21 protein-coding genes are annotated in these 19,808 nt (G+C 67.9%); 7 read left to right on the forward strand and 14 right to left on the reverse strand.

Annotation, left to right across the window (positions count from 1 at the left end; all coding sequences use genetic code 11):
• Positions 1–74: 74 nt before the first annotated feature.
• The 3 genes from E0H73_RS01280 (at position 75) to recO (ending at position 3,049) form a co-directional block, all read left to right on the forward strand.
• Positions 75–1,064 (forward strand): aldo/keto reductase, encoded by a 990-nt coding sequence (locus E0H73_RS01280; RefSeq protein WP_131350112.1) that lies wholly within the window; start codon positions 75–77, stop codon positions 1,062–1,064.
• Positions 1,061–1,888 (forward strand): SDR family oxidoreductase, encoded by an 828-nt coding sequence (locus E0H73_RS01285; protein ID WP_131350114.1) that lies wholly within the window; start codon positions 1,061–1,063, stop codon positions 1,886–1,888. Before E0H73_RS01280 ends, E0H73_RS01285 begins: the two co-directional genes overlap by 4 nt.
• Before the next feature lie 393 nt (positions 1,889–2,281).
• On the forward strand, positions 2,282–3,049 hold the full coding sequence (gene recO, locus E0H73_RS01290; RefSeq protein ID WP_131350116.1) for a DNA repair protein RecO: 768 nt from the start codon (positions 2,282–2,284) through the stop codon (positions 3,047–3,049).
• Between the two features lie 596 nt (positions 3,050–3,645).
• Here recO and E0H73_RS01295 read toward each other — a convergent pair.
• The 3 genes from E0H73_RS01295 to E0H73_RS01305 all read right to left on the reverse strand — a co-directional run bounded on the left by E0H73_RS01295 (position 3,646) and on the right by E0H73_RS01305 (position 5,786).
• Positions 3,646–4,149: a hypothetical protein gene (locus E0H73_RS01295; RefSeq protein WP_131350118.1), complete on the reverse strand. Its 504-nt coding sequence runs from the start codon at positions 4,147–4,149 to the stop codon at positions 3,646–3,648.
• A 39-nt stretch (positions 4,150–4,188) separates the two neighbouring features.
• Complete coding sequence (locus tag E0H73_RS01300; protein ID WP_131350120.1) at positions 4,189–5,022, reverse strand: hypothetical protein; 834 nt, start codon at positions 5,020–5,022, stop codon at positions 4,189–4,191.
• Between the two features lie 158 nt (positions 5,023–5,180).
• Positions 5,181–5,786, reverse strand: a complete 606-nt coding sequence (locus E0H73_RS01305; protein WP_131350122.1) for a hypothetical protein — start codon at positions 5,784–5,786, stop codon at positions 5,181–5,183.
• A gap of 363 nt (positions 5,787–6,149) precedes the next feature.
• Here E0H73_RS01305 and E0H73_RS01310 point away from each other — a divergent pair, with 363 nt between their 5' ends.
• The gene (locus tag E0H73_RS01310) at positions 6,150–6,956 is read left to right on the forward strand and encodes an isoprenyl transferase (RefSeq protein WP_420323418.1); all 807 of its coding nucleotides are present in this window, start codon (positions 6,150–6,152) and stop codon (positions 6,954–6,956) included.
• On the opposite strand, the gene E0H73_RS01315 is transcribed toward E0H73_RS01310, so the two are convergent.
• Genes E0H73_RS01315 through E0H73_RS01330 form a run of 4 tightly spaced genes read right to left on the reverse strand, consistent with a single transcriptional unit; the run spans position 6,949 to position 10,590 of the window.
• Positions 6,949–7,593, reverse strand: coding sequence for a response regulator transcription factor (locus tag E0H73_RS01315; RefSeq protein WP_131350126.1), 645 nt, complete (start codon positions 7,591–7,593; stop codon positions 6,949–6,951). The two genes, E0H73_RS01310 and E0H73_RS01315, sit on opposite strands and share 8 nt — an antisense overlap.
• A complete protein-coding gene (locus E0H73_RS01320; protein ID WP_238163745.1) occupies positions 7,590–8,906 on the reverse strand; it encodes a sensor histidine kinase in 1,317 nt (438 codons plus the stop codon). Before E0H73_RS01320 ends, E0H73_RS01315 begins: the two co-directional genes overlap by 4 nt.
• Complete coding sequence (locus tag E0H73_RS01325; RefSeq protein ID WP_131350128.1) at positions 8,906–9,715, reverse strand: ABC transporter permease; 810 nt, start codon at positions 9,713–9,715, stop codon at positions 8,906–8,908. Before E0H73_RS01325 ends, E0H73_RS01320 begins: the two co-directional genes overlap by 1 nt.
• Complete coding sequence (locus E0H73_RS01330; RefSeq protein ID WP_131350130.1) at positions 9,712–10,590, reverse strand: ABC transporter ATP-binding protein; 879 nt, start codon at positions 10,588–10,590, stop codon at positions 9,712–9,714. Before E0H73_RS01330 ends, E0H73_RS01325 begins: the two co-directional genes overlap by 4 nt.
• Positions 10,591–10,715: 125 nt before the next feature.
• Between E0H73_RS01330 and E0H73_RS01335 the strand changes: the two genes are divergently transcribed.
• The gene (locus E0H73_RS01335; RefSeq protein ID WP_131350132.1) at positions 10,716–11,810 is read left to right on the forward strand and encodes an S-(hydroxymethyl)mycothiol dehydrogenase; all 1,095 of its coding nucleotides are present in this window, start codon (positions 10,716–10,718) and stop codon (positions 11,808–11,810) included.
• On the opposite strand, the gene E0H73_RS01340 is transcribed toward E0H73_RS01335, so the two are convergent.
• From E0H73_RS01340 to E0H73_RS01370, 7 genes are all read right to left on the reverse strand, one after another.
• Entirely contained in the window at positions 11,807–12,292 is a 486-nt protein-coding gene (locus E0H73_RS01340; protein WP_131350134.1) for a GNAT family N-acetyltransferase, read from the reverse strand. The genes E0H73_RS01335 and E0H73_RS01340 overlap by 4 nt on opposite strands.
• Positions 12,293–12,387: 95 nt before the next feature.
• On the reverse strand, positions 12,388–13,362 hold the full coding sequence (locus E0H73_RS01345; RefSeq protein WP_238163746.1) for an aldo/keto reductase: 975 nt from the start codon (positions 13,360–13,362) through the stop codon (positions 12,388–12,390).
• 79 nt (positions 13,363–13,441) lie between these two features.
• A complete protein-coding gene (locus E0H73_RS01350) occupies positions 13,442–13,918 on the reverse strand; it encodes a MerR family transcriptional regulator (protein WP_131350138.1) in 477 nt (158 codons plus the stop codon).
• Between the two features lie 58 nt (positions 13,919–13,976).
• On the reverse strand, positions 13,977–14,372 hold the full coding sequence (locus E0H73_RS01355) for a Fur family transcriptional regulator (RefSeq protein WP_131350140.1): 396 nt from the start codon (positions 14,370–14,372) through the stop codon (positions 13,977–13,979).
• A 61-nt stretch (positions 14,373–14,433) separates the two neighbouring features.
• Positions 14,434–15,438: a metal ABC transporter permease gene (locus tag E0H73_RS01360; protein ID WP_131350142.1), complete on the reverse strand. Its 1,005-nt coding sequence runs from the start codon at positions 15,436–15,438 to the stop codon at positions 14,434–14,436.
• On the reverse strand, positions 15,435–16,196 hold the full coding sequence (locus E0H73_RS01365) for a metal ABC transporter ATP-binding protein (protein ID WP_131350144.1): 762 nt from the start codon (positions 16,194–16,196) through the stop codon (positions 15,435–15,437). Before E0H73_RS01365 ends, E0H73_RS01360 begins: the two co-directional genes overlap by 4 nt.
• Positions 16,193–17,164, reverse strand: coding sequence for a metal ABC transporter substrate-binding protein (locus E0H73_RS01370; protein ID WP_131350146.1), 972 nt, complete (start codon positions 17,162–17,164; stop codon positions 16,193–16,195). Before E0H73_RS01370 ends, E0H73_RS01365 begins: the two co-directional genes overlap by 4 nt.
• 52 nt (positions 17,165–17,216) lie before the next feature.
• On the opposite strand from E0H73_RS01370, the gene E0H73_RS01375 reads away from it, so the two are divergent.
• Positions 17,217–18,515 carry a YibE/F family protein gene (locus E0H73_RS01375; RefSeq protein ID WP_131350148.1) on the forward strand — a complete coding sequence of 433 codons (1,299 nt, stop codon included), beginning with the start codon at positions 17,217–17,219 and terminating at the stop codon, positions 18,513–18,515.
• Positions 18,516–18,626: 111 nt separating this feature from the next.
• A complete protein-coding gene (eboE, locus tag E0H73_RS01380; protein WP_131350150.1) occupies positions 18,627–19,778 on the forward strand; it encodes a metabolite traffic protein EboE in 1,152 nt (383 codons plus the stop codon).
• Positions 19,779–19,808: the final 30 nt, after the last annotated feature.

Genomic DNA, 19,808 nt, shown 5'->3' on the forward strand with positions numbered 1-19,808 from the left:
AGGAACGCGATCACGGACGGTGACGGCCCGAGGGTGTTGCCCTGTGCAACCGGTGACGGCGGTAGGTTCGGCACATGCGTGAATCCCAGCTCGGTGACCTGACCGTTTCCTGCCTCGGCCTCGGCTGCATGGGGATGTCCCAGTCCTACGGTGCGGCCACGGACGAGGCGGAGTCCATCGCCACCCTGCACGCCGCCATCGACGCCGGCTGCACCTTCATCGACACCGCCGACGTGTACGGCGACGGCGCGAACGAGGAACTCGTCGGCCGCGGACTGGCCGGCCGCCGCGACCAGGTGGTGCTGGCGACCAAGTTCGGCTTCAAGAAGCCCGCCAGCGGCACCGCACTCCCGAACGTCGTCGACGGCTCGCCGGAGTACGCGCGACAGGCGATCGATGCGTCGCTGCGACGCCTCGGCGTGGACCACGTCGACCTCTGGTACCTGCACCGCAAGGACCCGCAGATCCCGATCGAGGAGACCGTCGGCGCGATGGCCTCGATGGTGGAGGCCGGCAAGGTGCGGTACCTCGGCCTGTCCGAGGTCAACGGCGACACGGTCCGGGCCGCGCACGCGGTACACCCGATCAGCGCCGTGCAGAGCGAGTGGTCGCTGTGGACGCGCGACCCGGAGACCGTCGTACTGCCGGCGCTGCGCGAGCTCGGGATCGGGTTCGTGCCGTTCAGCCCGCTCGGGCGCGGATTCCTCACTGGGCAGCTGAAGTCGCCGGACGACTTCGAGCCGGACGACATGCGGCGCGGGCTGCCGCGGTTCATGGGCGAGAACTTCCAGCGCAACCTGGACCTGGTGGAGAAGGTCCGGGAGCTGGCGGCGGCGAAGGGCGTCACGGCCGGTCAGCTCGCGCTGGCGTGGCTGCTTGCTCAGGGCAACAACGTGGCGCCGATCCCGGGAACGAAGCGGCGCAAGTACCTGGCCGAGAACCTCGGTGCCGCCGACATCACGCTGACGGCCGAGGAGCTCGCCGCGCTGGACGCGGCGTTCCCGGCCGATGTGGCGACCGGGCAGCGTTATACCGACGGCGGGATGGACCTGGTGGGCAAGTGATCGGCGTCACCGGATCCACCGGGCAGCTCGGTTCCCGGATCGCCCGGTTGCTGGCGGATTCCGGCGTACAGCAGCGGCTGCTCGTCCGGGATCCGGTGCGGGCTCCATCGCTCCCCGGCGCCGAGGTGGTGCAGGCGGCGTACGGCGAGCATGCGGCGCTGCTGAACGCGCTGGACGGGGTCGACACCCTGATGTTGCTCAGCGCAACGGAGTCGGCGGATCGGGTGGCGTTGCACAAGGCAACGGTCGACGCTGCGGTAGCGGCCGGCGTACGGCGGATCGTGTACACGTCGTTCGCCGGGGCCGCACCGGGAGCGACGTTCACCTTCGCCCGCGACCACTGGCACACCGAGCAGCACATCCGGTCGCTGGACGTGGAGTTCACGTTTCTGCGGGACAACCTGTATCTGGACTTCGTGCCGGGCTTCGTCGGTGAGGACGGCGTGATCCGAGGTCCGGCGGGGGACGGGCGCGTGGCGGCGGTCGCTCGTGACGACGTGGCTGCCGTTGCGGCCCGGGTCCTCGCGGACTCCGGGCACGCCGGAGCGACGTACGAACTGACCGGGCCTACCGCCTTCACCCTGGCCGAGGCGGCCGGCGTACTGTCCGACGTACTGGGCCGAAGGATCCGCTACGAGCCCGAAACCCTGGACGAGGCCTACCGCTCTCGCGAAGGCTACGGCGCCCCCGCCTGGGAGGTCGCCGGCTGGGTCACCTCCTACGCCGCCATAGCCAGCGGCGAACTAAGCCACCTCACCACTACAGTCCAAGACCTAACCGGCCACCCCCCAACCACCCTCCAACAAGTCCTCACCCACCAGTAGCCCTACCGGCCCGAGCGGCTCCCACCGGCTCCCGGCCGGCCCCGCGCGCGCCGCGGCCAGCTCCACACCGGTCCGGCCGCTCCTACGCCCGCCTCCGGCTAGCCCGCCCCCGCCCGCCTCGGCGAACTCCACATCGCCCCGCCACTCCCACACCCACCACCGGCGAGCCCGGCCTGCCTCCGGCCAACTCCACACAGCCGCGCCGCGGGCTAACCCCGCACCCGCCCGCGGAGGGCCTGGCCTTGTCGCCGCGGGCCGAGACGCTGCCTCGTGCCGCTCGTACAGACCCCACCCCTGCCGCCCTAACCCTTCCGACATGAGTTGCCCACCCCCGCCTTGGCCCCGGGGTGAGTTGGCGGGGGAATGGTCGGTGGTGGGTGAGAGACTGACTTCGTGCCGCTCTATCGGGATGAGGCGATCGTGCTGCGCACCCAGAAACTGGGTGAGGCGGACCGGATCGCGACGCTGCTGACCCGCGGCCGCGGCAAGATCCGCGCGGTCGCCAAGGGAGTCCGCCGTACCTCCTCCCGCTTCGGCGCCCGCCTCGAACCGTTCAGCCACGTCGACCTCCAACTCGCCACCGGCCGAACGCTCGACGTAGTCACCCAGGCCGTCTCCATCGCGGCGTACGGCGAAGGAATCGTCGGCGACTACGCCCGCTACACCACCGGCACCGTCCTCCTCGAGACCGCCGACCGCCTCGTAGTAGAGGAGAAGGAACCCGCCACCCAGCAGCACCTCCTGCTAGCCGGCGCGCTCCGAGTCCTCTCCACCGGCGAACGCGAACCAGCCCTCGTCCTCGACTCCTTCCTCCTCCGCTCCCTAGCGATCTCCGGCTACGCCCCATCCTTCGCCGACTGCGCCCGCTGCGGCGAACCAGGCCCGCACCGAGCCTTCAACCCCGCCTCCGGCGGCATGGTCTGCTCCTCCTGCCGCCCCCCAGCCTCAGCCATGCCGGCCCCCACCACCGTCACCCACCTCTCCGCCCTCCTCACCGGCGACTGGCCCGCCGCCCTCCAAGCCGACCCCCGAACCCGCCGAGAAGCCACCGGCCTGATAGCCGCCTTCTTCACCTACCACCAAGACCACCAACTCCGCTCCCTCCCCCACCTGGACCTAACCCCCGACCGGCCGACCGCCCCCACCCCGGCCACCCAGTAGGCCCACTCCGCGCCCCGACCGGCCGCCGCCCCGGCGCCTCACTCGGAGCTCCGCCCCTCCGCCCACCAACGCCAAGCGCCCGCGAACTCCCCAACGGCTGCTGCCCGTCCCACGCATGAGCAATAGCCCGCTTAACATCCATCTCCGCCCGCCTGGCTTCCTCACTCCCGCCTGAGTCAGCCCGGCGCTCCCCAAACCGATCCAGGCCCGGCTGCCGGTCGTACGGGTGCCGGTTCAGCCGAGCGCAGACGTGAGCGTAGATGTTGTTCCGCCCCCGCCGCGGCTTGATCGCCAGCAACTCCCGACGTGGCAACTCACCTGGCCGCGCCGGCTGGCTCTCCCGAAACACAAGCCGGTAATCGGCCTTCCGCCCCGGATCGGACCGCACGTACGACGTCACGCTGTCACGGAGATCGCCCTTACCTGGCTCATATCCGAGCGCATGATGACCGTCCGAGCTCCCGGTCCGCAGCCTCTCGATCTCGCGAAGCACTTCGCGGTACAGGTGCCGATAACCCACTGCCGCCTTCGCCTGCTGACGGAGCAGATGCAGATCCTGGTGAAACTTCTCGTGCCCGACGACCAGATACCTGCCGTCATCGCTCATCGTTCGGCGGTCTCTCCTCGGCACGAATCTCGTCGAGAAGCTCCCGAGTGAACGGATCGCCGGCCGCCCACTCATCCAGATCCAACGGTCGACTACCAGGCAACGGCCCACTCGCATACGCACGAACAGTCGGATCATCAACCACCCCCACCGGCGGCTGATCATCCCCCCGCAGATCCCGGTATTGCGCCGTAGACATCACCACTGCCTCCGGCTGCCCGTCGTACCCCCAAACAACTGGAGCTCCGCGTCCGACCCGCCACGCCTCTACAACTCTGCGCAACCGCGCGGCCAGTTCGCCTGGGTCCACCGCCTCGCCCGGGCTTCCGAACTTGGCCTCCCCGCCGAGATCTTCGAACTCGTCGTACGTGAGCATCACAGCCTCCGGCTCACCATCCCCAAAGCTGAAGGCCCGAGTACGCCCACGCCGGAATCTCACCAGCACGCCAGCCAGATCCGTGCGTAGCTCGTCAACGCCAAGCAATCCGCTCATGCTCTGAATGTATTCGTTCCGCCGCGACGAGAGTCCGAGTTATCCACAGCCACCCTTGGCCGGCGCTGCGACCTCGCCTCCGTCGGGATCGACCAGCACAGGTACTGCCTCTCCGATCCGCAGTTGCGTGGCGGCCTGCTGGGTCATGGAGATTTGGCCGGTGTCGCCCAGCGTGCTTTGCCAGGTGATGTCCCATTGCGCACTGGCGGTCACGGGATAGGTGCACTTCGGGAGCTCTCGCGAGGTCTTCTTGTATCGATGCCCGCAGTCGGGGGAGTCCTTGATGCCTATCGCCTTGTTGTACGGTGTACCTGATCCCTCACACCGAACTGTGTTCCCGTCCCCAAGAGCCCAGTTGACCGCCTTCACGTGTGCAGTAGCCGTCACCGACAACCCCGGCACACTCGCACTCCGCACAATCGGCCCCCAGGTGTTCTCCGTCTTCTCCACCCACAACCAAACCGGCATATTCACCAGCCCGATCTGCCCTACCCCAGGCGCCGACTTCACCAACGGCGGAGCCAACTGCATCTCAGCCACAGCCCGATACGCCAAGGTCACCGGATCAATCACCACGGTGTCCGGCTCCCCGGGCAACCACACCCACTCGGTCACGAGATGCCGACCCTCGTCGTACCCCTGCTCTCTGACACAGGCCCAGATGCTGCCGTCCGTGTGGCCTTGCCATCGGTAGTCGCCTGGCGGGGGTTGCGGCACTTCGCGGCGCATGTAGCACTGTTTGCCGTTCGACCAGTTACCGAGCTGTGCGTCGACGCATGCCTGCGCGGCGCCGTGGAACTCGCACACAGGTTTCGTCTTCTTACCGCCCTTGTCATCGGTGCCGGGCTCATGGGGTGTGTCTGAGGGAGTCACAGAGCTGCTAGCGATCCATTGGCAGTAGTGGAGGGCACAGACCCATTCGTAGCCGGGACCTGGCGGTGGTGGTTTGTCCTCCGCCGACGCAGTTACACCGCAGAGAACGAGACCGCCCAGAGTCACCAACACGATCCAACAGAGTCGTATCGCTCGCCTTAGCATGTTCCCTTGTCCTTGTCGGAGATCAAGAACCAGATGCTTCGTCCGCCCGGTGCGGGTGGGGCGTAGACCAGACGGGACGCGAACTGATGACGACGTCCGTTGCCAGGTCCTAGCGGGACGGGTTTGCCGTCCTTCTTGAACCTGAGGACCAGCTTCGAGCTGTCCAGGCAGTTACTGAGATTCACCTCCGGTTGCTCTCCGTCGAGCTTCACGGAAGTCACCTTCGTGTTGGTGATTCCTGTGTTGCCGGTCTGGTACCAGCCGCTGCGTGTCATCGATCTCGCTTGGTCGATGATCGTGATGATCCACTCGCCGCCGATGCCAGCCTTCTCAAGCGCCGAACGATCTAGCGTCGCCGGGTTAACGAGTGCGTGATCGACTGCCGCAGTGGCGGCGGCGTAGCGCGCTTTCGCGGCTGTGATGGCTGCCTGTTCCTCGGGGGTCCAACGGGGAGCTGTGGGGGTCGGGGTGGAGGTCGATGAGGTCGAGGTGGGAGTGCTGTCGGGCCGTCCGGCTTCTGGAGAGCCTTCGCAGGCGGTTAGCGCTAGGAGGGCGCAGATGGCTGCGGCGGCGGGTCCGAGGGCCGGGCGGCGGGTCATGCAGGGCTCCGATCTGGGTTGCTGTTGGTGTAAGGGTGTCATACGGAGGGTGTTCGGCGGCTGAGTTTTCCACAGGGGTGGGCGTGACCGTGCGTCGGCGAAGCAGGGTCGGGGAGGCCTCTGCGTTGGTCTTGTCTGGAGGCGGGTGGGGGGTGGGCGGCGGGTGGCTTGCCCTGGGCAATTGGTCCTTTTGGACTCGATCGGCCGAGCGCGTGCCGTGGTGGTTGGCGTGGGCGCGGGTGGAGTTGCGTGGTGGTCGGGGGGCCTGCGCCTGGAGGTGGGGCCGTGGGGGAGGATTTGGGTATGTCGCCTATTGGTCGTCGTCGTCGGGGTGTGGAGGGTTTGCGGGGGGAGAAGAAGGTGGTGGTGGCGCCGGAGGGGCATCCTTCGGGGGCTCGGGCGCCGGGGGTGCCTAAGGAACTGGTGCCGAAGCACGTGGCGATTGTCATGGATGGGAATGGGCGGTGGGCCAAGCAGCGCGGGTTGGCTCGGACGGAGGGGCATCGGGCGGGGGAGGCTTCGCTGCTGGATGTGATCAAGGGTGGGATCGAGATCGGGGTGAAGTACATCTCGGCGTACGCGTTCTCGACGGAGAACTGGGCGCGGTCGCCGGAAGAGGTGCGGTTCCTGATGGGGTTCAACCGTGAGGTGATCCATCGGCGCCGGGATGAGCTGGATGCGATGGGGGTCCGGGTGGTGTGGTCCGGGCGCCGGCCGCGGTTGTGGAAGAGCGTGATCGACGAGCTCGAGTACGCACAGGAGCGGACCAAGGACAACGACACGATCACGCTGCAGTTCTGCGTGAACTACGGCGGCCGGGCCGAGATCGCCGACGCGATGCGCAAGATCGCGGCAGAAGTTGCCGAGGGCAAGCTCAAGCCGGACCGGATCAACGAGCAGACGATCGCGCGGCACCTGTACGCGCCGGACATCCCCGAGGTCGACCTGTTCGTCCGTTCGTCCGGGGAGCAGCGGACCAGCAACTTCCTGGTCTGGCAGCTCGCGTACGCCGAGATGGTCTTCCTGGACACCCTGTGGCCCGACTTCGACCGCCGCGACCTGTGGCGTGCGATCGAGATCTACGCCCAGCGAGACCGCCGCTACGGCGGCGCAATCCCCAACGAGGTCAAGCAAAACCCCAACGAGGTCAACCCAAGCACCGTCAAGTAGTACGAGGATTAGGCAACAACCCGCGCTCATAAGCGACCGTCACCGCACGAGTCCGGTCGTCCACATCGAGCTTCGTGAAAAGCCGCTGCAGATGCGTCTTCACCGTAGCCTCCCCGATATACAGCTCCCGCCCGATCTCCGCATTACTCAGCCCCCGAGCCACAGCCGCCAGCACCTCGAGCTCCCGCGGCGACGGCTGCGCAGCCGGCGGGGCAGCAGGCGTACGCAACCGCGACATCAGCCGCGCCGCAACCGGAGGCGCCAGCACCGTCTCCCCACGCGCAGCAGCACGAATCCCATCCAGCAGATCGGCATGCGGAGTGTCCTTCAACAGATACCCAGCAGCCCCCGCCTCGACCGCATGCAGGATGTCGGTGTCAGTGTCGTACGTCGTCAGCACCAGCACCCGCGTCGACGGGTACCCGGACACGATCGCCCCCGTGGCTGTTACCCCGTCCGTCCTCGGCATCCGCAGATCCATGAGTACGACGTCAGGCCGAGCCGACTCGACCAGCGCAAGAGCCTCCGAACCGTCTCCGGCCTCGCCGACCACCTCGATGTCCTCGGTCACGGAGAGCATGCCGACCAGCCCTGACCGCACCACCGGATGGTCGTCGACCACCAGAACCCGAATCACGCATCCTCCTGAACCGGCATCAGCACTTGCACCTTGGTACCGCGGCCCGGCGCGCTCTCCACCTGCACCGAGCCCCCGGACTCCTCGACCCGCCCGCGCATCGCGGCCAGCCCGAACCCTCCGGACACCGTCGCGGGTGCGAACCCGGACCCGTCATCCCGGATCTCGATCCACACGCGCCCGTCGGACAGTCCCAACGTGATCAGCACCTGAGTCGCCCGAGCATGCTTCCGTACATTCGCCAGCGCCTCCTGAGCGGCCCGCAGCAACACCACCTGTTGCGCCTGCGGAAGCGCCGCGACCTCCTCGTCCGGCAGATCGAGCGACACCTGTACGTCGACCCCGGTCTCAGCCGCGAACCGTTCGGCCAGGCGGCGCAGTACCTCGGTCAACGTTGCCTCCGACAACGCAACCGGGGTGAACGCGGCAACCAATGCACGGGCCTCGGCGAGGTTCTCCCGGGCCGTGTCCTCGATCGCGGCCAACCGCGCCGCCGCTCCGTCCGTACCGCCGCGCTGCAGCTCGACCGCGGCCGCCTGGGCGAGCATCACGATGCTGGTCATGCCCTGCGCGAGCGTGTCGTGGATCTCGCGCGCCATCCGCTCCCGCTCAGCCATCACGCCGGCGCTGTGGTGCGCCTCGGCGAGCTCGTCGCGGGCCGACTCCAGCTGCTCGATCAGCTCGGCCCGCTGCTCGCTCTGCGTGATCACCCTCTCGATCCAGATGCCGAACAGCAGGCTCACCACCAGGCTGACCAGCATCCACGGCAGGACCTCCCAGAACGTGTCCCAGCCCCACCCCGCGCTCCACAGCTGTGCGGCGCCGACCCCGATCACCAGCAGCACACTGAACGCCGCACCCTCGCGTACGTCGTCGCCGAGCAACCAGATCTGGGCCGACACGATGAACATCAGGAACACCGACTGCGGGAACAGCCCGACCAGCACCATGAGGCACGCGATCATGATCAATCGATAAACGTGCGACGGCAGCCGCCGCCGGGACCTGATCGCGGGCAGCCCGATGAACTGGTACGCCGCCCCCAGCACCACCACCGCGCCGACGAAGAAGGCACGCCGGACCGGGCTGAGGTCGACCGTGAAGGACACCGCCAGCGTTGTCGCCAGCAGGACCCAGAACACGACGTGCCAGCCGACCAGCGTGCGCGTCCAGACCGGCTGGTCCACCCGCTTCGTCGCTTCCACGGTCACCATCTTCCTCCACGCCAGGACCCACACCCGAGGTACGCCCCAGGTGGACACGGTACGACGCCGGGCCACCGGGGCCGGCGTCGTACCGAGTTCCTGCTTCATCAGCCCGCGTCCCGGCGGGTCCAGCGGAAGACGCGCTGGGCAACGAAGAGGCCGACCACCAGCCAGACCGCGAGCACGATCGCACCGGTTCCGAGCTGCCACGAACCGCCCGGCTCATTCACCTCGAAACCGTCCGGCAGGAACACCGAGCGCATGCCCTGCGCGAGCCACTTCAGAGGGAAGATCTCCGCCACCGTGCGCATCCAGGCCGGCAGGCTGCTGTAGACGAAGTACACACCGGAGATGAACTGCAGGAGCAGGACCACCGGCGTCACCACCGCGGAGGCGGCCCGCCCGGACTTCGGTACGACGGAGAACGCGATCCCCAGCACGCACCCGGACGCCGTACCCAGGATGAAGATCCAGACGAAGTTCAGCCACTTCTCCGGCTCGCTCGGGATGTCGACGCCGAGCAGCAGACCGGCGATCGCGAGCAGCAGGCCGAACTGCAGGACGGAGGTGACCAGGACGACACCGATCTTGCCGATGAAGTACGACTGCGAGGACATCGGCGTACCGCGGAGCCGTTTCAGGACGTCCTGGTCGCGCTCGATCGCGATGCCGATGGACAGCGACTGGAAGCTGGTCAGGAAGATGCCGGAGGCAATCATTCCGGGGGTGAAGTAGGTGGCTGCGTCGACGCCGCCGGAGAAGTCGGTGCCGCTGAACACGGCGGAGAAGATGCCCAGGAAGATGATCGGGAAGAGGAACGTGAAGATCAGCTGCTCCCGCTCCCGGAAGAACTCCTTCACCTCGAGGCGGGTCCGGGACAGGCCGATCTTGAGGGGGGAGGGCAACGCCGTGCTCATCGAACCGCTCCTTCCAGGACCGGAGCGGCCACGACCGAACCGATCAGTTCCAGGTAGATGTCTTCCAGGCTCGGCCGGAGTACCTGCAGCTCCGGCACCTCGCCGTCGTACTCGGCCATCAGTCGCGCGACCTCGGCGGTCGGTTGGTCGGTGCGCACCTCGCGCATCCCGTCGGCAGACAGCCAGGAGACACGGGCGGTCCGAGCGCCGCGTCCACCGAGCGTGTCGGGGGTCGCGACCTCGATCATCCGGCCGTCGGCGATCACGCCGACCCGGTCGGCCAGGTGCTCGGCCTCGTCCAGGTAGTGGGTGGTGAGCAGGATGGTGGTGCCCTCGGTGCGCAGGTTCTCGATCAGCGTCCAGAACTGCCGCCGCGCCTCGGGATCGAACCCGGTGGTCGGCTCGTCCAGGAACAGCAGTTCTGGGTTCCCGACCACGCCGAGCGCGACGTCAAGGCGGCGGCGCTGACCGCCGGACAGCTTGCGGGTCCGGGTACGGCGCTTCTCCTCGAGACCGGTCGCGGCGATCACCTCGTCGGGGTCCCGCGGATTCGGGTAGTACCCGGCGAAGTGGTGGACCAGCTCGGCGACGGACAACTCGGCCTCGTCGCGGGAGGTCTGCGACACGATCCCGAGCTGCGCCCGCCACTGCCGTCCCCCGTGCGCCGGATCGGTGCCCAGCACGCTGACCTCGCCCTCGTCGGCGTGGCGATACCCCTCCAGAATCTCGACGGTCGTCGTCTTGCCGGCGCCGTTCGGCCCGAGCAGGGCGAACACTTCGCCGTGATGGATGTCCAGGTCGACGCCGTCGACCGCCACCTTGTCCGGGTACCGCTTCACCAGGCCCCGCACCCTCACTGCGTTGTCTGTCTGCATGCCTCAACCTTCCCGTCCGCACCCCGTCCCCCGGGAGCGTCACCCGGCGGACCCCGTGTCCCCCGACCGGTGGACACGCGGAGGGGGGCTGACGGGATCGCCCTCGGCCGGTTAGCGTCTGGGGCATGGCTCAGACGGTGCGTGGAGTGGTGGCGGCAGGCAAGGGTAATCCGGTGTCGATCGAGGAGATCACGATCCCCGATCCCGGCCCGGGCGAGGCGGTGGTGAAGATCCAGGCGTGTGGTGTCTGCCACACGGACCTGCACTACCGGGAGGGTGGCATCAACGACGACTTCCCGTTCCTGCTCGGTCATGAGGCGGCAGGCGTGGTGGAGTCGGTCGGCGAGGGTGTCACCGACGTCGAGCCCGGCGACTTCGTCGTACTGAACTGGCGGGCCGTCTGCGGCAACTGCCGGGCCTGCCTGCGCGGGCGTCCGTGGTATTGCTTCAACACCCACAATGCCAAGCAGAAGATGACGCTCAAGGACGGCACCGAGCTGAGCCCGGCGCTCGGCATCGGCGCGTTCGCCGAGAAGACCCTCGTCGCGGCCGGCCAGTGCACCAAGGTCGACCCGGCCGCCAAGGCCGAGGTAGCCGGCCTGCTCGGCTGCGGCGTGATGGCCGGCCTCGGCGCCGCGATCAACACCGGGAACGTCGGCCGCGGTGACACCGTCGCCGTGATCGGTTGCGGCGGCGTCGGTACGGCGGCCGTGGTCGGCGCCCGGCTCGCGGGCGCGGCGAAGGTGATTGCCCTCGACATCGACGAGCGCAAGCTCGCGGTGGCCCGGGAACTGGGTGCGACCCACGCGATCAACTCCAAGGACCTCGACCACGACGGGGTCGTCGAGGCGGTCCAGGAGCTGACCGGTGGGTTCGGTGCGGACGTGGTGATCGACGCGGTCGGCCGGCCCGAGACCTGGAAGCAGTCGTTCTACGCCCGCGACCTGGCCGGCACCGTCGTACTGGTCGGCGTACCCACGCCGGACATGACGCTCGACATGCCTCTGCTCGACTTCTTCGGCCGCGGCGGTTCACTCAAGTCGAGCTGGTACGGCGACTGCCTGCCGACCCGGGACTTCCCGCTGCTGATCGACCTCCACCTGCAGGGCCGGCTGCCGCTGGACCGCTTCGTCTCCGAGACGATCGCCCTGGACGACGTGGAGGCCGCCTTCACCAAGATGCACCACGGCGACGTACTGCGCTCGGTGGTCGTGTTCTAGACCTTGAACGAGATCCAGGCGTCCGGAGTCGTCTCGGGCTTGCCCTGGATCGGCCGGTGTTCCTTGGTCCAGGCATCGCCGGAGAACTCGGTGGCGACCCGCTGCCAGAACCGGACGGCCTTCTCGTTGTTGTCCTGGAACGCGACGTCGCACGGTCCAGGGTGGTGCGCGAGCACCTCCTGGACAGCGCGAAGGCCCAGTCCGTTCCGCCGCATCGGCCGCACCATGAAGAAGGCGTTCAGCACCCGCACCGGTTGGGTCAGCGCCCGCATGAAGCAGAAGCCGATCGGGCTCTCGCCGTTGAAGAACACGTAGCCCGCCCAGTCCGGATCCCCGGTCAGGACCTTCTCCAGCCACGCGCTCCGGTAGCCGCCGTCCGGCAGAGGCAGCTGCCCCTGGAACTCGGACATGTCATGCCGGAACATCAGCCACAACCGCTCCAGCACCACTCGGTCCTCGGCGGTGCTACGTCGTACGAACATCGGTCTCCTCACCCAGCAGCAAAAGGAATCAGAACGCAGAAAAGCCTCCCGCCGGAACGAGATCCGGTACGGAAGGCTTACTGCGAAGAAGTTTATCAGTCCAGCGGGGCAGTACTGCGGCCGACCCAGCTCATGTCCGGGTACCGGGTGCCCGCCGGGGTCAGCTCCGACAGCGAGGCGAGGTCGTCCGCGGACAGCTTCAGATCGACCGCGGCCCAGTTCTCCTCCAGGTAGCGGCGCCGCTTCGTCCCCGGGATCGGCACGACGTCGTTGCCCTGCGCAAGCACCCAGGCGAGCGCCACCTGCCCCGGAGTCGCCTCGTACGACGCCGCGATCGCGCGGACCTGCTCCACCAGCGCCAGGTTCGTCTCCAGGTTCTGGTCGTTGAAGCGGGGGAGAGTACGCCGGAAGTCGTCGTCCGCGAGGTCAGCCGGCAGCGCACCGGTCAGCAGCCCGCGACCGAGTGGCGAGTACGGCACGAGCCCGATCCCGAGCTCACGACAGACCGGCAGCACCGACTCCTCGATGTCGCGGCTGAACAGCGACCACTCCGACTGCACCGCCGTGATCGGGTGTACGGCGTGCGCCCGCCGGATCGTGTCCGCGGACGCCTCCGACAGACCGAGGTACCGTACCTTCCCGGCCGCGACCAGCTCGGCCATCGCGCCGACCGTCTCCTCGATCGGTACGTCGGGGTCCGCGCGGTGCTGGTAGTACAGCTCCACGTGGTCGGTGCCGAGCCGGGTCAGTGATGCGTCGATCGAGGACCGCACGTACTCGGGCGATCCGTTCACACCGCGCACCTTGTCTTTGAGCGGGTTGCCGACGATGCCGAACTTGGTCGCCAGGAACACCTCGTCCCGGCGGTCCGCGATGGCCCGGCCGACCAGTTCCTCGTTCGCACCGAACCCGTACAGGTCGGCGGTGTCGAGGAAGGTGATGCCGAGGTCCAGGGCGCGGTGCAGGGTCGCGACCGACTCGGTGTCGTCGGTCTCGCCGTACGCGAAACTCATTCCCATGCAGCCCAATCCGATCCGGCTGACTTCGGCTCCGCTGCTTCCCAGATTCATTTTCTGCTCCATCAGTTGGCATGGCTCCGCCCGCCGACGGACCTCGAGCGGGTCCGCCGGTCCGGCGAAAGGGGATGTACTAGGTGGCGCTGCCGCCGTACACGGAGATCTTGTAGTCGGTCACCGCGAGCGCGAGTTGCAGATCGCTCAGCTGCTGCTGGATCTTGGCCCGGTGGTCCTGCATCAGGGCGAGCCGTTGTGGCTCGGTGTGCTCACCCTGCTCGACCAGGTCCACGTAGTGGCTGATCGTGGCGACCGGCATGCCGGACACCCGCAGCCTGGTGATCAGCACGATCCGGGCCAGCGCCCGCCGGTCGTAGCTGCGGTGGCCGGCCTCGTCGCGTCCGACCCGGACCAGCCCGATCCGCTCGTAGTACCGCAGTGTGTGCGCAGTCAGCGCCGTGACCTCGGCCGCCTCGGCGATCGGCAGCCGCTCGGGCAGGTCCGTGGGCAGATCGAGCAGACAGAACAGGTCCGCGTCGATCGGCTCCGGGCCCTGGTGATGAGCGGCGATCGCCTGCCATCGTTCCCGGGCGGTGAGGTCGGTCGTGGTCATGTCTTCGACCGTACGCCTTTGAGCGCGCTCAAACACAAAGGTGACCTGGGTCACGCGGCTACGACGAGGGCTGGCAGTCCTGACAGGTGCCGAAGATCTCCAGCGTGTGGCTGATGTCGGCGTACCCGTGTTCGGCCGCGACCTTGTCGGCCCAGCGCTCGACCGCCGGCCCCTCGACCTCGACGGTTCGGCCGCAGTTACGGCAGACCAGGTGGTGGTGATGGCCCTTGGAACAGCGCCGGTACGCCGTCTCGCCGTCGGCAGTCCGGAGTACGTCGACCTCCCGCGAGTCGGCCAGCGCCTGCAGGGTCCGGTAGACGGTGGTCAGGCCGACTGCCTCACCGGAGGACCGGAGTTCCTGGTGGATCTCCTGGGCGGTCCGGAAGTCGTCGAGATTCTCGAGCGCCGACGCTACCGCCGCGCGCTGACGGGTCGAGCGTGTTCCGATGGCCACCGTTCCTCCTGTTCTCTGGTCCGGGTCAATTCTCGCAGAGGTCGGCAAGTCAGCATTCATGTCAGTGCTCATCCCAGTGGTCACCGTGCGCAGCGTGCAGGTGACCGTCGTGGACGTAGTCGACGTGGTCGTCGTGCTCGACCTTGGTGTGGCCGCACTGCGGATTGTGCGCATGTGGGTGTCCGGCGCTCACGACATGCGGCTCCGGCACCGGTACGCCGACCTCCGGCTCCGCGTCGGCCAGCGGCGCGACCCGGCCCTGCCGCCGGCGGATCAGGGTGCCCGCAGTTGCCGCCACCACGAACCCGGCCAGCGCCAGTACGACGATGGTCGCGCCCGGAGCGACGTTCGCGTTGTACGACGTGACGATGCCGGCCAGACAGGCGACCACCCCGATGACGCACGCGGTGACGAACGTACTGCGGAACGACCGGGTGATCTGCTGTGCCGTTGCCACCGGGACGACCATGAGCGCGCTCACCAGTAGCAGGCCGACAGTCCGCATCGCCACAGTCACCGTGACAGCAGCCATCACTGCGATGAGCAGGTTGAGCAGTTGAACCCGCAGTCCGGTCACCCGGGCGAACTCCTCGTCCTGGCACACCGCGAACAGCTGCGGTCCCAGCCCGATCGCCACCACCAGGACGGTCACAGCCAGTCCGACGACGACGTACAGGTCGCTGGACGAGACTGTGGTCAGCGAGCCGAACAGATAGGTGTTCAGGGTGGCTGCACCTTGGCCGGCGAGGCCGATCAGCAGCACACCGCCCGCGATGCCGCCGTAGAAGAGGAGAGCGAGGGCGACGTCGCCACTGGCCTTGCCGCGGGCCCGGACAAGCTCGATCGCTGTGGCGCCTGCGATCGAGACGATGACCGCCGTGAACACCGGTGCGGTGCCGGTGAGCAGGCCAAGGGCCACACCGGTGATCGCGATGTGCCCGATGCCGTCGCCCATCAGGGACAGCCGCCGCTGCACCAGGTACGTGCCGATAGCGGGCGCGGAGAGTCCAGTGAGCAGTCCGGCAATCAGCGCCCGCTGCATGAACTCCAGCTGGAACATGGTCATGAGGTCAGCCACCCCGGTTCGTCGCCGCCGTGTGAGTGGTGGACGTGAGCGTGGGTCTGGGAGGCGTGCGGCGGGCCGTCGTACACGATCCGGCCGCGGCGCAGGACGACGGACCGGTCGATCAGCGCGTCCATCGGGCCGAGGTCGTGGCTCACCATCACCACCGTGGTGCCGCGCGCGACCCGGTCCCGGATCGCGTCGGCGAAGATCTGCTGGCTGGCCAGATCCACTCCGGCCGTCGGCTCGTCCAGGACGAGCAGCTCCGGGTCGGACACCAGCGCTCGCGCGATCAGGACTCGCTGCTGCTGCCCACCGGACAGCTCAGCCACGGCGTCCTTGCGCCGGTCGGCCATGTCGACGATCCGCAGCGCGTCCTCGACTGCCCGCTTGCCGGACGCGTGCATCGTTGTGAACAGCCGCCGCTGCGACAGCAGTCCGGAGGACACCACTTCATACACAGTCGCGGGTACGCCGCCTGCTGCGGTGATGCGCTGAGGGACATACCCGATGCGCTTCCACTGCCGGAAGCGGGGGACCGGCGTACCGAAGAGGCGGACCTGTCCGCGGGCCGCGGGCAGCAGGCCGACGACCGTGCGGATGAGGGTGGACTTGCCGGAGCCGTTGGTGCCGAGGACAGCGACGACCTCGCCCTGGCGGACCTGCAGGTCGACGCCGCGCAGGATCAGCCTGCCACCCAGCTCGACCGAGAGATCGGCGACCTGGACGGCCGGTGCGGAGTCCGGTGGTTGTGATGTCACGCGCAGCTGTTCGCCTTCTGGAGCTCCTGCAGGTTCTCCCGCATCAGGGTCAGGTACGTCTCCTGCGAGTTCGCGTCGGACAGGCCCTCGATCGGGCTCAGTACGGCGGTCTGCACGCCGACGTCACGGGCGATCGTCTCGGCCACCTTCGGGCTGACCAGTTCCTCGTAGAAGATCGTGGTCACCTTCTGTGCCCTCACGATGTCCTGGACCTCCTTGATCCGGGCCGGGGTCGGCTCGGCGTCCGGGGTGAACCCGGCGATGCCGACCATCGTCAGACCGTATCGCTTCGCGAGGTACGCAAAGGCCTCGTGGCTGGTCACGAAGGTCTTGAGCCGGCAGTTGGCCAGGCCGGTCTTGTAGTCGGTGTCGAGCTTGGCGATGTCGGCGAGCAGGGCCTTGGACCGCTCCTGGTAGCCCGCCGCGTTCGCGCTGTCGGTGGCGACCAGCTTGTCGGTGACTGCCTTGACCACGTCGGCGTACCGGATCGGATCCAGCCAGAAGTGGGGGTCGAGCGCCTCTTCGGTGTAGGCGGCGGGCTGGGTGGTTCCCCCTGGCGTAGCCGCGCCCTGGGTCTCGTCGTGCTCCTCGAAGTCGGCGCCGGTCGCCTCCAGCTTTGCCGCCGGGACGACGTCGAAGCCGGCGTCCTTGGCGTTCTGCTCGACCGCCTCGTCGACGGCCGGCTGCAGGTTCTTCTCGTAGACGACGAGCTTGGCGGTCGCGATCGTGCCGACCTGCTTGGGGGTGAGTTCGAGGTCGTGCGGCTCGACACCAGGAGCGGTCAGCGTGGTCACGTGCACCGCATCGCCCCCCACTGTCCGGGCGATGAACTCGAGCGGGTAGAACGATGTCACGACGTCGAGCTTGCCGTCAGCAGAGCCGCTGGCGGACGAACCGCCGCACCCGGCCAGAGTGACAGCAGCCAGGGCGGTGGCGCCGGCGACGACAGCACGAAGACGAGATCTCATGACAATCATTTTCATTTAGTTGGAACTGATTGTCAAAACAGGGAGTTCATCTATGGCCAGTCGCAGCGTCGGACGCCGCCGTGCCGACCGTCGTCCCAACCGGCGCCGGAAGATCGATATTCCGCAGGGGCACGGCCATGGACACGGTCACGGTCACGGCGATCACGTGGTCGATACCTCGGTCGTCGACTCGGATGCGATCGTCGCCCGCCGTGTCCGCATTGTGGTCGCAGCGGTCCTCGCGCCGCTGCTCGCGGCCGCGGTGATCGCGATGATCGTGATGTGGCCCGGCGGTGGCGTGAAGGTCGCGTCGTACCAGACCGACTCGGCCAGGGGCGAGGTCACCGCGCTGAAGCCGTGCGCCCAGCAGAAGGATCAGTGCGACGAGGCCACGGTGAAGGTGACCAGCGGGCCGGACCAGGGCAAGTCGGTGGCGGTCCAGGTGCCGAAGGCCGGTCAGGCTCCGCTGAAGATCGAGGTCGGGCAGTCCCTGATGCTCGGTATTCAGAAAGGTGCTCCGCTCGAGCAGCGCTACCAGTACGTCGACCACGACCGGACGATGCCGCTGCTCCTGCTGGCCGCGATCTTCGCAGTCGCGGTGGTGGCGCTGTCGAGGTGGCGGGGCTTCGCGGCGTTGATCGCGTTGGCGGTGACCGCGGTGACTCTCACCCAGTTCATCCTGCCCGCGATCCTGAACGGCTCGAATCCACTCGTCGTCGCGGTCGTCGGCGGCGCGGTGATCATGGCGATCGCGTTGTTCCTCACGCATGGGATCAATGCCGAGAGTTCGATCGCGTTGTCCGGGACGATCGCAGCCCTGGGTCTGACCGTGTTGCTCGGGTGGTTCTTCACCAAGTTCTGCCAACTGAGCGGACTGGCGTCGGAGGGTGCGTCTGGGGTGCAGGCACTCGTGCCCGGCGTGGATCTGAAGGGCTTGCTGGTGGCCGGCATCGTCATCGGAGCGCTCGGCGTACTCGACGACGTGACCGTCACGCAGGCCGCGGCCGTCTGGGAACTGTCCGCCGCGAACCCGACCGCGACCCGGCGTGAGTTGGTTGGCGCGGGCCTGCGGATCGGCCGCGCCCATGTCGCGTCGGTCGTCAACACACTCGTGCTCGCGTACGCCGGTGCTGCCTTGCCGATTCTGATGACGTTCGCGATCCAGGGCGTTCCCGGCCGGTACGTCATCTCCACCGAAATGGTGGCGATGGAGATCGTCCGCGGCCTGGTCGGCAGCCTCGGCATCATCGCCGCGGTCCCGCTCACGACGGCCCTGGCCGCGATGGCGGTGGCCGACCGTTCCCGCGACCTGATCTCGACCGAGCCCGAACTTCTTCACGAACCGGCATAGTCGCGCACCATCCTCTTCCCCCGGGAGCAAGGGGCTCCTAGAGTGCTGAATAGGTCACGGAGAGTCCGCGTGCAAGTACCTTCCGTGGCTGCATCGGGGTGAGGAGTGCTGATGAGATTTCGGCATCGCGACGGTTCGGCCGTCCACCTGGGGTACAGCGCGAACGTCCATCCGGCCGGCGATCTGGACGGCGTGATCGCCGGTCTCGACGGCTGCGCGTCCTTGGTTCGCAAGGACTTGGATGTGGCGGTGCTCGGTGTCGGTCTCTGGTTCCCGAGCGCGCTGGCCGATCGATTGGCGAACTCGCCGGCAGCGCTGAACAGGCTGCGCCGGACGCTCGGTCGCAACCGGCTCGAAGTCGTCACGTTGAACGGGATCCCGCACAGCTTCTTCACCGAGGAGATCGTCGGCACCAAGGTCTACTGCCCGGACTGGACCGATCCCGAGCGGCTCCGCTACACCCTTGACCTGGTCGATGTCCTGGCCGAGTTGCTGCCGGACGATGCGGCGTACGGCTCGATCTCGACGCTGCCGCTGGCGTGGCGAGTGCCGTGGTCCAAGGCCCGGAACACCGCGGCGCGGGAGGCTTTCGACCGGGTCGAGCGCCATCTCGCCCGGACGGAGGCGCGCACGGGCCGCCGGATCCGGATCGCCGTCGAGCCCGAACCGGGCTGCGTCCTGGAGATGCTCGGTCAGGCCGCCGCCTGGCTCAGCCGCTACGCCGGCCCGTACGCCGGGGGATCGGCGATCGGACTGGGATTCGATACCTGCCATCTCGCCGTGCAGTTCGAGGAACCCGATCGTGCGTTCGAAACGTTGTGGCGAGCGGGCATCGATGTGGTGAAGGCGCAGCTGTCCGCGGCGCCCCAGCTCGTGGATCCGTCCGACTACGCGGGGCGTCGAGCGCTCGCGAAGCTGGGCGATCCGAAATACCTGCGTCAGGTTCGGGAGTGGTGCGGTCCCGGTGTTGACGACGTCGAGCTGGCCTACCAGTTGTCGGGTCATGCGGCGTGGCGGATGCATGCGCATGTCCCTGTGCACAAGGCGTTGCCGCCTCCGCTCACCGGGACGAACGGCGTACTCGACGACTGCTTGAACCGCCTTGTCGGTGGTGGTCACCCGTTGACGCACCATCTGGAGTCGGAGGTCTACACGTGGCCGCATATGCCACGGACACAGGAGAAACTGGCCGAACGGATCGCTGTCGAACTCGGTTGCCTCCGCAAACGCCTGCTGGGCTTGGGACTCGAGGCATCAGGCTGAGCTCAGCCTGGCAAGAAGGTGCCTGGGGCA

The sequence above is a fragment of the Kribbella pittospori genome (assembly GCF_004331465.1).
GTDB classification, from domain to species: Bacteria; Actinomycetota; Actinomycetes; order Propionibacteriales; family Kribbellaceae; genus Kribbella; species Kribbella pittospori.